The following is a 12,747-nucleotide window of genomic DNA, read 5'->3' as shown; positions in this document are numbered from 1 at the left end:
TCGATCAAGGAGTCACGTGCCAGGCACGAAGAAGCTCGTGATCGTCGAGAGCCCCGCGAAGGCGAAGACGATCGCGCAATACCTCGGTGACGGATACGAAGTCCAGGCGTCAGTCGGACACATCCGTGACCTCATCGAGCCCAAGAACCTGCCCCCGGAGCTCAAGAAGGGGTCGATCGGCAAGTTCTCGGTCGACGTCGACAACGGGTTCGAGCCGTACTACGTGGTCTCCGACGCCAAGAAGAAGACGGTCGCCGACCTCAAGCGCGCTCTGAAGGACGCCGACGAGCTCTACCTCGCAACAGATGAGGACCGCGAGGGCGAGGCCATCGCGTGGCACCTCCTGCAGGTCCTGAAGCCCAAGGTGCCCGTCAAGCGCATGGTCTTCCACGAGATCACCAAGGAAGCCATCCAGCGGGCTCAGGAAGCCACCCGCGAACTCGACACCGCCTTGGTCGACGCCCAGGAGACCCGCCGCATCCTCGACCGTCTCTACGGCTTCGAGGTCTCGCCGGTGCTGTGGCGCAAGGTCGGCCCCGGCCTGTCCGCCGGCCGCGTGCAGTCCGCTGCCACCCGACTCGTCGTCGACCGGGAGCGCGAGCGACTCGCCTTCGTCTCGGCGAACTACTGGGACCTGACCGCTCGATTCGAGAAGGCCGGCGACAGCGCGTTCACGGCCAAGCTCGCCCGGATCCACGGCACGCGTGTCGCCTCCGGCCGTGACTTCGACGACCGCGGTGTCACCACCTCCGACGCCGTGCGGCTCGACGAGGCCTCCGCCACCGCCCTGACCGCCGTGCTCGAGCGTGCCGGGGACGCCGTCGTGCGCAGCGTCGACTCCAAGCCCTACACGCGACGACCGGCCGCGCCCTTCACCACGTCGACCCTGCAGCAGGAGGCCGCGCGCAAGCTCCGCTTCTCCGCGCGCCAGACGATGAGCGTCGCCCAGTCGCTGTACGAGAACGGCCACATCACCTACATGCGAACCGACTCCGCGTCGCTCTCGCAGCAGGCCGTCGCCGCCGCCCGCAAGCAGGCCGCCGAGCTCTACGGCGGGGACACCATCCCGGACAAGCCGCGCAGCTACGCCGGCAAGAGCAAGAACGCCCAGGAAGCCCACGAGGCCATCCGTCCCGCCGGTGACGTGTTCCGCACGCCGTCGCAGATGGAGAAGGTCCTCCGCGGCAACGACTGGAAGCTCTACGACCTCATCTGGAAGCGCACCGTCGCGTCGCAGATGGCCGACGCCAAGGGCTCCACCGCGTCCGTGGTCCTCGGGATCACCTCCACGGAGTCCGTCGAGGGCCTCGCGTCCACGGCGACGGGCACGGACGTCGAGTTCACCGCGTCCGGCACCGTCATCACGTTCCGCGGCTTCCTCAACGCCTACGAAGAAGGCCGCGACGAAGAGCGCCACGACGCATCGGCGAACGCCGCGGACGCCAAGCTCCCGGTGATGACCGAGGGCGACCACCTCGGCGTCGACGAGGTCGAGGCCAAGGGCCACGACACCTCCGCCCCGCCCCGCTACACCGAGGCCAGCCTGGTCAAGACGCTGGAGGAGCTCGGCATCGGGCGTCCGTCCACGTACGCCGCGATCATCTCGACGATCGTCGACCGCGGCTACGTGACCCCGCGTGGCACCTCGCTCGTCCCGAACTGGATCGCGTTCAGCGTGGTCCGGCTGCTCGAGGACTACTTCGGCGACCTCGTGGAGTACGACTTCACGGCCGAGATGGAGAACGACCTCGACCGGATCGCCAACGGCGAGGCCGACCGCGTCGACTGGCTCAAGGGCTTCTACTTCGGTGGCGGAGACCAGCGCGGCCTCCGCACGGTCATCGACAACCTCGGTGAGATCGACGCCAGGGAGATCAACTCCGTCGAGCTCTCGCCCGGGCTGACCCTCCGCATCGGTCGGTACGGCCCGTACATCGAGACCCCGAGCGACGACCCGGAGAAGCCCCGCCGCGTCAACGTCCCCGAGGACCTCGCCCCGGACGAGCTCACGGCCGAGAAGGCCCGCGAACTCGTCGAGGCCCCGGTCGTCAGCGACCGCGTGGTCGGCATCAACCCGGAGACGGGGAAAGAGGTCCTGGCGAAGGACGGCCGCTTCGGTCCGTACGTGACCGAGCGCACGCCCGAGCCCGAGCCCCAGGTGGACCCCGCCACGGGAGAGGTCATCGAGACCCCTGCCGAGCCGGAGCCCGTCGCGACCACCGCTGCTGCGAAGAAGACCACCGCAGCCGCCGCGAAGAAGGCCGCCGCCGCCGGGACGACCGCCACGGCGACCAAGGCCAAGAAGCCCGCGAAGAAGGCTGCCGCTCCGAAGGAGCGCACCGCGTCGCTGTTCAAGTCGATGGACCCGCAGAGCGTGGACCTCGAGACGGCGCTGAAGCTGCTGTCCCTGCCCAGGACCGTCGGCGCCGACCCGGAGTCCGGCGACGAGATCACCGCGCAGAACGGTCGCTACGGCCCGTACCTGAAGAAGGGGACGGACACCCGCACGCTGCCGAGCGAGGACGCCATCTTCGACGTCGACCTGGCCGGCGCGCTCGAGATCTTCGCGCAGCCGAAGTACGGCGCCAAGCGCGCCGCGAGTGCGTCGCTCAAGGAGTTCGAAGCGGACCCGGTGTCCGGCAAGCCGATCAAGATGAAGGACGGCCGTTTCGGGCCGTACGTCACCGATGGTGAGACGAACGCCACGATCCCGCGCGGCGAAGAGGTCGAGGCCGTGGACTTCGAACGGGCCGTCCAGCTGCTCGCCGACAAGCGCGCGAAGGGCCCCGTGAAGAAGAAGGCCCCCGCGCGACGCGCTCCGGCCAAGAAGAAGTGACCGGCCGCTTCATCACGCTCGAGGGCGGCGACGGGGCGGGGAAGACCACGCAGGTCGAACTCCTGACGGCGTGGCTCGAGGCCCATGGCCGCACGGTCGTGCGCACCCGCGAACCCGGGGGCACCGACCTCGGGCTCCGCATCCGGGAGATCGTCCTGCACGAGCGGGGGCACATCGCCCCGCGCGCCGAGGCCCTGCTGTACGCAGCCGACCGGGCGCACCACGTCGAGACCGTGGTGCGGCCGGCGCTCGCCCGGGGCGACGTCGTGCTGCAGGACCGCTACATCGACTCCTCCGTCGCGTACCAGGGCGTGGCCCGTGGTCTCGGTGCCGACCACGTCCGCGACGTCTCTGCGTGGGCTGCCGACGGCCTCCGGCCCGATCGGACGGTGCTGCTCGACCTCGACGTCGCCGAGGGCCGTGCCCGCGTCGCTGCCGCTCGTGGCGACACCTTCGACCGTCTCGAGTCCGAAGCCGCTGCGTTCCACGACACCGTCCGCCGGGCCTTCCTGGACATGGCGGACGCCGAGCCCGACCGGTTCCTCGTGGTGGACGCCGCCCAGCCCGCGGACGACGTCCAGCAGGCGATCCGCCGCGCGCTGGCACCGCTCGTCGGGATCGACACTTGAGCGCGGCGCCGTCGGCCGTTGCCGCCGGGACGCGCGCCCCGTCGGTGGTCGCTGCCAGGATGTCCGCGTGAGCGTGTGGGACGGCCTGACCGGCCAGGACGAAGCGGTCGCCGCGCTCCGCAACGCGGCCGAGTCGCCCGACGGCACCGGCGGGATGACCCACTCGTGGTTGATCACCGGCCCCGCAGGGTCCGGCAGGTCCAACGTCGCGACCGCCTTCGCCGCAGCCCTCGTCGGCTCCGGCCCGGACGACGACCACACCCTCCGACAGATCACGGCGCACACGCACCCGGACGTCTCCGTGCTGACCACGCAGCGGGTGATCATCACGATCGACGAGATCCGGCACCTCGTCACGTCGTCGTACTACTCGCCGTCCGTGGGCCGGTGGCGTGTCGTCATCATCGAGGACGCCGACCGCATGACGGAGCGCACGTCCAACCTGCTGCTCAAGGCGCTCGAGGAACCGCCGGAGCGCACCGTGTGGATCCTGTGTGCGCCGAGTGAGGCCGACCTGCTCCCGACCATCCGGTCCCGCGTCCGTTCGGTCCGGCTCCGGGTCCCCGACATCGAGTCCGTGGCCGACCTGCTCGTCAGCCGGACGGGTGTCGACCACGCCCTCGCGCTCGACGCGGCACGGCAGGCCCAGAGCCACATCGGCATGGCACAGCGCCTCGCCACCAGCCCAGAGGCCCGGGAGCGTCGGCGCAGGACCCTGCAGACCGTGCTCGGCATCCGGAGCGTCGGGGAGGCCGTCACCGCCGCGGCTGAGCTCCTCGCCGTCGCCGACGAGGACGCCAAGTCCATCACCCTCGAGCGCGACGCAGAGGAGCGTGACGCCGCCCTCCGGTCCCTCGGGGTCGAACCCGGTGGCACGGTCCCGCCGGCGCTCCGGTCGCAGCTCCGCGCCATGGAGGAGGACCAGAAGCGTCGGGCCACCAGGAGCCTCCGCGACGGCCTCGACCGCATCCTGGTCGACGTGTCCTCGCTCTACCGGGACCTCCTGCTCATGGGACTCGGTGCGCCGGGCGAACCGGTGAACCTCGCGATGCAGGCCGAGCTCGACCGTGCCCAGGAGTCGGTCCCGCCGGCGGCGGCGCTCGAGATCCTCGATGCGATCGCTCTGGCGCGTCAGCGGATCGCCGCGAACGTCGCTGCGTTGCTGGCACTCGAAGCGCTCCTGGTCACCCTGGTGCGCGCGCTGCGCTGACCTCAGCGACCTCCGGTGGGACGCAGGGGGACCGCGGCCGACGCGCGCGGTGCGCTCGTTTCGCGCTCACCCGTCTGAACCTGTATAGTCGTGACCCGTGCCGCTCCGGTTCCGGAGCGTCCGCCGCCTTAGCTCAGTCGGTAGAGCGATTCACTCGTAATGAATAGGTCGTCGGTTCGATTCCGACAGGCGGCTCCCTCGGAGGCCCCGGTCAGACCGCGTTCACGCGCAGGTCAGACCGGGGCCTTCTCTGTGTTCTGGCACGTCACGCGTCACGCGTCACGCCTCACGTGACCGCGGCGGTCGGCGGTGTGCAGAACGCGGCCGTCAGGAGCGCGAGCGCGGCAGCTGGCGTCCACCCGACTCCACCGGGCCGCCGCGTCAGTTCGTGGTGGTGGCGACCCAGTCGATGAGCAGGTGCCCCGGCTGGCCCCAGTTGCCGGTCTGGACCATGTAGCGGTGCGCCGTCGTGGGGACGTTCTGGGTCACCGTGCCGATGAGCTCGCCGTCGAGGTAGTACTTGACGTACTGCCCGGGGACCCAGTCGGTCGTGTAGGTGTGCCAGCCGTGCCACGAGACGTGCGTGTCGATCGACTTGGCCGTGTCCTCGTGTCCGGGGACCATCGAGTGGTGGAAGACCGTCGGGCGCCCGTCGAACTGCCCCTCGGGGTAGTTCAGCTCGCCGTCGCTCCGGACGTTCGACGTCGGCCAGAGCATCACGGCCACGCCGTTGCCGGCGCCGCCGCTGGCCTTCGCGCGGATGCTGAAGGTCCCTCCGACGTGCGACCAGGCATCAGTCGGGGTCCCGAACGTGCCGGCGACACCGTGTGAACCGTCCAGGGCGACGTCCATCACGCCGTCGTGGGCACTCGCGACCAGGCTCGACCAGTACTTGCCTCCGGTGGCGTCGGGGTAGGGCTGCCAGGCGTTCGCGTAGGTGGCAGCGAAGGCACCACCTGCCGACGCGGGCGTGTCGAAGCCCTCGGAGAACGTGGTGCCAGCCGGGGGGACCGTCGTCACGTCAGCAGCAGCCGGGGGCGCCGCCGGACCTGGTTCCGCCGTCGCGGCGGTGACGGGCGGGACGGCGGGCGTGGTCGACTCGTCGACGGGCGCGGACGCTGCAGACCCCGCAGCCGAGGGCTGCTTCGTCGTGGGAGCGGAGGGAGTGGCGCTCTGCACCGAGCTGCCGGCCGTCCCGGGGGCGGGCTCGGAGGAGCCGGCCGGGGCGACGGTCGCGAGGGCCAGCGCCGCCGCACCCGCCGCCACCACCACCACTGTCATCACACGCTTGATCATGGGAACCCCGCGGAACATCTGCCTCAGGGATCTCCAGGGTCCAGATCGTTCTCGTCATCACCTTCGAGTACGCCTCAACGCTAACGACGCGCGTCCGAGGTGTCTGGTCCGGCAGGCAGGTCAGCGCACCCTTTGCGGCTTCCCGCTGACATGACAGTGTGCGACGTGATGGCCGTCCCCAGTCCGGGGGGCAATCTGCGCAGGGTGGCTGCTCACGGCAGGTAGTACGTGGGGTTCGGCAGCTTGACGGACCGGTCGGCCGACCCCCCGAGCAGGTCGCTGAACTGGTCGCCGATGTTCGCCACGACGTCGTGGTGCCCGCCGCTGCGCGACTCGATGTGCGCACGTGTCTGCGACTTGTACTCGACCGTCGTGCACTTGGCAGTGGCGCACTGCACGTACGACGGCTGCTGCGAGGCACCGACACCGGTCCACTTCGTGTAGTACGTCTGCGTGCCACGGCGTTCGGCGGCGAACTGCGGGAAGCCGACCTGCTGCAGGTTGGCGATCGTGGCCGCCTTCTGGTCGTCGTTGCGGCCGGTCAGTCCGATGACGGTGCAGCCGGACCGCTGCGCGACGGCGACGAGGGACGTCATCGACGGGGTGGCCGGGAAGCGCTGGTCCTGGACCCAGACGTCCTGCTCGGCGGGGTTGAACACGAAGTGCATGTCGGCGACCTCCATGTCGTAGGTCCACAGCGTGGTGTCGTCCGCGTCGAGGACCACGGCGGGGTTGCGGTGCTGGTACCGGCCGGCGGCGCACTGGGCGGCGATGACCGGTGCCTGGCGGGCCACGATCGAGCGCATCTCGCGGATGTAGGGGGAGTCGTCCTTGTTCGCGATGCCGGTGCCCGGGTCGCCGTAGTAGGTCGCGATCGTGGACTTCACCGAGTCGATGTTCGGGATGCCCTCACCGCCCTGCGTGGCACCGGAGGAGCCGTCCGGCGCCATCGTGAACCGGGTCCGCGGTGCGAGCCGGGGCTCGGTGACACCCGGCAGGTTCGTCGAGGGCAGGTAGTAGGTCGGGTTGGGGAGCTTCAGGGTGCGGTCGGCGTACCCGCCCTGCAGGTCGCTCCACTGGTCGCCGACGTTCAGCGTGATGTCGTACCCGAGGTCCTGCTCGATGTGCTTGCGGGTCTGGGCCTTGTACTCGACGGTGGTGCACTTGGCGGTCGCGCACTGCACGTACGACGGCTGCTGGGAGGCGCCGACGCCGGTCCACTTCGTGAAGAAGGTGTCCGGGGTGAAGCCCTGGTACCCGACCTTGGTGAGGTTGGCGACGGTGGCCGCCTTCTGGTCGTCGTTCCGGCCGGTGAGCCCGAAGACCGTGAAGCCCATCCGCGACGCGGTGTTCACGAAGCCCACCATCGACGGGGTGGCCGGGAAGCGCTGGTCCTGCACCCAGACGTCCTGTTCGGTGGGGTCGAACACGAAGTGCATGTCCGCCACCTCCATGTCGTAGGTCCACAGGGTGGTGTCGTCGGCGTCGAGCACGATCGCGGGCTTCTCGCCGCGGCGGACCGCGTGGTCGTGGATCCGCTGCAGCTGCGCCGTCTGCCGGGCGACGATGCCGGCCATCTCGCGGATGTAGGGGGAGTCCGCCTTGTCGGCGATGCCCGTGCCGGGGTCGCCGTAGTAGGTGGCGATGGTCTTCTTGACGGAGTCGATGTTGGGGATGCCCTCGCCGCCCTGCGTCGCACCGGCGGACCCGTCCGGCGCCATCGAGAAGGCGGTCCGCGGTGCGAGTGCGGCGTCGCTCCCGTGGCCGTGCCCGTGGCCGGGTGCGCCCCATCCGTGCGCTGACGCCGGGACGGCGCCGACGACGGTGGACGTGACGACGACAGCTGCTGCCGCCGCGGCGACGGCGAGGAACCGGGAAGGGGACGCGGAACGGCGCATGGGGATCCTGATCTCGAGGTGGCGACCCCTGACCGGGGGACACCCGAGCACGCTAGCTGGCAATCGGCCGTGCAGTCCAGAGCAATCCGCTGCATGTGGAGGGACATGAACAGACCGACAGGTGTGGAGGACCTGCTGGTAGACATGGCACATGACGGTTCGATGGGGAGTCATCGGGACGGGCGGCATCGCCCGGACCTTCGTGGGCGACTGCACCGCGGCGGGGGTGGTGTTCACCGCGGTCGGCAGCCGGACGCAGGAGAGCGCCGACGCCTTCGCCGCCGAGCACGGCATCCCACACGCGCACGGCAGCTACGAGGACCTCGTCGCGGACGACGAGGTCGACGCGGTCTACGTGGCCACGCCGCACTCCCGTCACGCCCAGGACGCCCTGCTGGCCATCGCCGCCGGCAAGCATGTGCTCGTCGAGAAGGCGTTCACCATCACCGCCGACGAGGCCCGCACGGTCGTCGACGCCGCACGACGTGCCGACGTCGCCGTGATGGAGGCGATGTGGACCCGCTTCCTGCCGCAGATGACGATGATCCGCGAGCTCGTCGCCGAGGGACGCATCGGCCGCCCCCGACTCGTGGAGGCCACCCACCACCAGGCGCTCCCGGACGACCCGACGCACCGGCTCAACGACCCCGCACTCGGCGGCGGCGCGATCCTGGACCTCGGCGTCTACCCGATCTCGTTCGCGATCGACGTCCTAGGAGCGCCGACCGCGGTCGCCGCAGCCGGCACCCTCAGCGACCAGGGCGTGGACACGCAGATGGGCATCGTGATGACCCACGAGGGCGGGACGCAGTCCATCGTGCACTTCGCGCTGGACGTGCGGAGCCCCAACACGGCGTCGATCATCGGCGAGGACGGCCGGATCGACGTCGACGCGACCTGGTACACCCCGACGACGTGGCGGCTCCGCGACCGGGACGGCGCCGTCGTCGAGGAGTTCGACGGCCGCGAGGAACTGTCCGGGTACGCGCACGAGGTCCGCGCCTTCGAGGCGATGGTCGCGTCCGGCGACCACGAGGGCGGCGCGATGGACCCCGAGGAGACCGTCGTCGTGATGGCCGCCATGGACGAGGCCCGCCGACAGGTCGGCGTCCGCTACGCCGCCGACTCCGCCTCCTCCACCGTCGGCTAGGGCCTCCCGGTCCTCCACAGGTCGGCGAACCCGGCCTGGAGGCTCCTCCCGCACTTCCGTAGGATCGCTTCCGATGTCCGAGCACCAGTCCTTCCCCGACCGCCTCCGTGGCGGCCTCTCCGCGATCCGCGGCTCGATCAAGCGGAAGCCGCTGCCGTGGGCGGTGGGTGGACTGGTCGCCGTCGTCGCGATCGGGTCGGGCGGCGCCGTCGCGATCGCGTCGGCTGATGCACCCACCCCTGCGGCCTCGGCCTCGGGGCGCACGACGGCCTCCGCCACGCCGACCCGGACGCCCTCGGCGACGCCGACACCGACACCGACGTCGACGCCGAGCGCCACCCCGACCGCGACGCCGACGCCGACCCCGGCGCAGGCGGCGGCTCCCGCTCGGACCTGCTCGATCGCGGGTGCGGCCTCGGCGCCCGGGCTCGGCACCTTCGAGGGCTTCGTCATGAACGCCACGACGGGGGAGACACTGTTCTCCAGGAGCGGTGACACCCCGGCTCAGACCGGCAGCGTCATGAAGACCCTGACGACCGCGACGGCACTGGCGGTCCTCGGCGGCGGCCACACGATCCCCACCACCGTCACCGACGAGGGCAGCGGCACGATCGCGATCGTCGGCCACGGTGACGCCACCCTGTCGCAGGGCGGCGCCACGGTCTACCCGGGGGCCCCCACGCTCGCGCAGCTCGCGCAGCAGGTGAAGGCGCGCCTCGGCGCGACCCCCGTCTCCACGATCGTCACGGACGACACCTACTGGGACGACGCCGACGCCTGGGACCCGACCTGGCCCGTGAGCGAGCGCACCATCGGGTACCAGCCGAAGGTGACCGCACTCATGGTCGACGGCGACCGCGCGAACCCCGGAGCAGCGACCTCGCCCCGCTCCGAGGACCCTGTCGGACGCGCCGGTGCGGCGTTCCGCACTGCCCTCGCGAACGCCGGCGTCGTCGGTGCGGGGAACGCACAGCTGGTCAAGCGGGCCACGACGAGCCAGACCACGATCGCGACGGTGTCCTCGCAGCCGGTGTCCACACTCATCGGGCAGATGATCCCGAACTCCGACAACACCCTCGCCGAGATGCTCGCCAGGATCTCCTCGCGGGAGTCCGGCGGCGGTGGGTCCGCCGCGTCGCTCTCCGGCGTGTACCAGCGGGCGCTCGCCACCTACGGGGTCGACCCAGCCGGCATCGTGATCAAGGACGGTTCCGGGGAGAGCGCCGCGAACGCGGTGTCCCCGGCGTTCGTGGCGCACCTCATGGTCCCGGTCGCCGCCGGTGCGAAGGGCCTCGGCACGCTGGCCCAGGTGCTGCCGGTGTCCGGCCAGTCGGGCACGCTCACCAGCCGCTTCACGGGTGCGAACGCCGTCGCCCGCGGGGCCGTGCACGCGAAGACCGGCTGGATCGACAGCGCGAACACCCTCGGCGGGTACATCGACGCCGCGGACGGCACCAAGCTGACCTTCGCCTTCTACGCGATCGGCTCCCCGCGGGCCTCGGCGCTCCCGGCACTCGACGCGGTGACCGCGGCCGCGTACTCCTGCGGGAACCGCCTCACGGGGTCCTGAGCCGACGGGTGTTGGATGGGTCCATGACCAGGGCTCTCCTCGTGGTGGACATGCAGAACGACTTCACCGAGGGCGGTGCGCTCGGCGTCGGCGGCGGCAACGACCTCGCCACCCGCATCACCGCCTTCCTCGCTCGACACGCTGACGAGTACGACCTCATCGTCGGCTCCCGCGACTGGCACGACGCGGACGGGGACAACGGCGGCCACTTCGCCCGCGCGGACGCCCCCGACTTCGAGACGACCTGGCCGGTGCACTGCGTCGCCGGGACGCCTGGTGCCGAGTACCACCCCGACCTCGACACGGCGCCGATCGACGTCCACGTGATGAAGGGGCAGGGCGCACCGGCCTACTCGGCGTTCGAGGGCACGACGGAGTCCGGCCAGGACCTCGTCGACGTGCTGTTCGACCGCCAGGTGCACGAGATCGACATCGTCGGGATCGCCACCGACCACTGCGTGCGCGCCACCGCCGAGGACGGCCTGCGCGCCGGGCTCGACGTCGTGGTGTTCGAGGACCTGGTGGTCGGGGTGGACCCGACCCGCAGTGCCGCCGCACTCGACGAGATCCGCACCGGCGGCGGCCACGTCGACCGGAGCGACATGGACGAGGGGCTCGCGAACCCCGGAGGAGCACAGCTGTGACCACGAACGACACGACCACCACCACGACCGTCGCCGACGAGCACGTCCGCGTCGAGGACGTCCCCACGGGCCTGCTCATCGGCGGCAGCTGGCGCCCCGCGACCGGCGGACGGACCATCGCCGTGCAGGACCCCTCGACGGGCGCCGTCCTGGCCGAGGTCGCCGACGCCACCCCCGAGGACGGCATCGCCGCGCTCGACGCCGCCGTCGCCGCGCAGCACGCCTGGGCCGCCACCGCCCCCCGGGAACGCTCCGACGTCCTCCGCCGGACGTTCGACCTGGTGCACGAGCACACCGACGACCTCGCGGCGCTGATGACCCTGGAGATGGGCAAGCCCCTCGCCGAGTCCCGGGGCGAGGTCGTCTACGGCGCCGAGTTCCTCCGCTGGTTCTCCGAGGAGGCCGTCCGCATCGGCGGTGACTACCGCACCAACCCCGAGGGCACCGGTCGCGGCATCGTGCTGAAGCGCCCCGTCGGCCCCGTCTACGCGATCACGCCGTGGAACTTCCCGCTGGCGATGGCGACCAGGAAGATCGCCCCGGCGCTCGCCGCCGGGTGCACGGTCGTCATCAAGCCGGCCGACCTGACGCCGCTGACCACGCTGTTCCTCGCAGAGCTGTTCCGTCGGGCAGGGCTGCCGGACGGTGTCCTCAACGTGGTGACGTCCTCGGACGCCAAGGAGCTCTCGGCGCCGATCATCGCCGACCGCCGGCTGCGCAAGCTCACCTTCACCGGGTCGACGCCCGTCGGCTCGGCGCTCCTCAAGCAGGCGGCCGACAACGTCCTCCGCACGAGCATGGAGCTCGGCGGCAACGCCCCGCTGCTCGTGTTCGACGACGCCGACCTCGACACCGCCGTCACGTCCGCGATGCAGGCGAAGTTCCGCAACGTCGGTGAGGCCTGCACGGCCGCCAACCGCTTCTTCGTGCAGGACGGCATCGCCGACGCGTTCCTCGCGGCCCTCACGGCGAAGGTGGAGGCGCTCCGCATCGGCCGTGGCTCGGAGGACGGCACCACCATCGGGCCGCTCATCGACGGCCGTGCGGTCGACAAGGCCGCCGCGCTCGTCGACGACGCCGTGGAGCGCGGGGCCCGGCTCGTCGCCGGCGGCGAGCGGGTCGACCGCCAGGGGACGTTCTACGCGCCGACCGTCCTCGACGACGTGCAGCCCGGATCCGACATCCTGACGACCGAGATCTTCGGACCGGTCGTGGCGATCACGCGGTTCCACACCGAGGACGAGGGCATCCGGCTCGCGAACGACACCGAGTACGGCCTCGTCGCCTACGCCTACACGTCCGACTTCGCCCGCGGGCAGCGGTTGGCCGAGCGGCTGGAGACGGGCATGCTCGGGCTGAACACCGGGGTGGTGTCGAACGCCGCGTTCCCCTTCGGCGGCGTCAAGGCCTCCGGGATCGGGCGCGAGGGCTCGCACGAGGGCATCGAGGAGTACCTCGAGACCGTGTACGTCCTGACACCAGACCCCTTCGCGCGCTAGTCGACCCCGACGGCG

At 71.1% G+C, this 12,747-nt stretch carries 9 protein-coding genes and 1 tRNA gene; 8 read left to right on the top strand and 2 right to left on the bottom strand.

All coding sequences use genetic code 11. From position 1 onward, the window contains the following. Positions 1 to 16: 16 nt before the first annotated feature. From topA to ITJ68_RS14285, 4 genes are all read left to right on the top strand, one after another. Positions 17 to 2,836, top strand: coding sequence for a type I DNA topoisomerase (topA, locus tag ITJ68_RS14300; RefSeq protein WP_194662119.1), 2,820 nt, complete (start codon positions 17 to 19; stop codon positions 2,834 to 2,836). Next, positions 2,833 to 3,465 carry a dTMP kinase gene (gene tmk, locus ITJ68_RS14295; protein ID WP_194662117.1) on the top strand — a complete coding sequence of 211 codons (633 nt, stop codon included), beginning with the start codon at positions 2,833 to 2,835 and terminating at the stop codon, positions 3,463 to 3,465. Before topA ends, tmk begins: the two co-directional genes overlap by 4 nt. A 67-nt stretch (positions 3,466 to 3,532) precedes the next feature. Then, positions 3,533 to 4,675: a DNA polymerase III subunit delta' gene (locus tag ITJ68_RS14290; protein WP_194662115.1), complete on the top strand. Its 1,143-nt coding sequence runs from the start codon at positions 3,533 to 3,535 to the stop codon at positions 4,673 to 4,675. Between the two features lie 122 nt (positions 4,676 to 4,797). After that, positions 4,798 to 4,870: transfer RNA gene (locus tag ITJ68_RS14285), tRNA-Thr, on the top strand. Between the two features lie 186 nt (positions 4,871 to 5,056). Here the strand turns inward: ITJ68_RS14285 and ITJ68_RS14280 are convergent. Next, complete coding sequence (locus ITJ68_RS14280; protein WP_194662113.1) at positions 5,057 to 5,971, bottom strand: glycoside hydrolase family 16 protein; 915 nt, start codon at positions 5,969 to 5,971, stop codon at positions 5,057 to 5,059. A gap of 212 nt (positions 5,972 to 6,183) precedes the next feature. Further along, positions 6,184 to 7,869 (bottom strand): HAD family acid phosphatase, encoded by a 1,686-nt coding sequence (locus ITJ68_RS14275; RefSeq protein WP_194662111.1) that lies wholly within the window; start codon positions 7,867 to 7,869, stop codon positions 6,184 to 6,186. A gap of 151 nt (positions 7,870 to 8,020) precedes the next feature. Between ITJ68_RS14275 and ITJ68_RS14270 the strand changes: the two genes are divergently transcribed. The 4 genes from ITJ68_RS14270 to ITJ68_RS14255 all read left to right on the top strand — a co-directional run bounded on the left by ITJ68_RS14270 (position 8,021) and on the right by ITJ68_RS14255 (position 12,732). Continuing rightward, positions 8,021 to 9,019 (top strand): Gfo/Idh/MocA family protein, encoded by a 999-nt coding sequence (locus tag ITJ68_RS14270; RefSeq protein ID WP_194662109.1) that lies wholly within the window; start codon positions 8,021 to 8,023, stop codon positions 9,017 to 9,019. A gap of 73 nt (positions 9,020 to 9,092) precedes the next feature. After that, positions 9,093 to 10,589: a D-alanyl-D-alanine carboxypeptidase/D-alanyl-D-alanine-endopeptidase gene (locus ITJ68_RS14265; protein ID WP_194662107.1), complete on the top strand. Its 1,497-nt coding sequence runs from the start codon at positions 9,093 to 9,095 to the stop codon at positions 10,587 to 10,589. A 23-nt stretch (positions 10,590 to 10,612) separates the two neighbouring features. Further along, positions 10,613 to 11,233: an isochorismatase family protein gene (locus tag ITJ68_RS14260; protein ID WP_194662106.1), complete on the top strand. Its 621-nt coding sequence runs from the start codon at positions 10,613 to 10,615 to the stop codon at positions 11,231 to 11,233. Further along, positions 11,230 to 12,732 carry an NAD-dependent succinate-semialdehyde dehydrogenase gene (locus ITJ68_RS14255; protein ID WP_194662104.1) on the top strand — a complete coding sequence of 501 codons (1,503 nt, stop codon included), beginning with the start codon at positions 11,230 to 11,232 and terminating at the stop codon, positions 12,730 to 12,732. Before ITJ68_RS14260 ends, ITJ68_RS14255 begins: the two co-directional genes overlap by 4 nt. Positions 12,733 to 12,747 lie beyond the last annotated feature (15 nt).

Origin of the sequence: Curtobacterium sp. VKM Ac-1395 (assembly GCF_015350975.1) — a bacterium.
Classification (GTDB): Bacteria; Actinomycetota; Actinomycetes; order Actinomycetales; family Microbacteriaceae; genus Curtobacterium.
The sequence above is the reverse complement of the archived record's forward strand: the minus strand, read 5'-3'. Positions and strand labels throughout refer to the sequence as shown.

Bases quoted from the DNA above. Each gene is read 5' to 3' on its own strand.
- ITJ68_RS14270 (WP_194662109.1), top strand. From the start codon at position 8,021: ATGACGGTTCGATGGGGAGTCATCGGGACGGGCGGCATCGCCCGGACC.
- ITJ68_RS14280 (WP_194662113.1), bottom strand. From the start codon at position 5,971: ATGATCAAGCGTGTGATGACAGTGGTGGTGGTGGCGGCGGGTGCGGCG.
- ITJ68_RS14265 (WP_194662107.1), top strand. From the start codon at position 9,093: ATGTCCGAGCACCAGTCCTTCCCCGACCGCCTCCGTGGCGGCCTCTCC.
- ITJ68_RS14260 (WP_194662106.1), top strand. From the start codon at position 10,613: ATGACCAGGGCTCTCCTCGTGGTGGACATGCAGAACGACTTCACCGAG.
- ITJ68_RS14275 (WP_194662111.1), bottom strand. From the start codon at position 7,869: ATGCGCCGTTCCGCGTCCCCTTCCCGGTTCCTCGCCGTCGCCGCGGCG.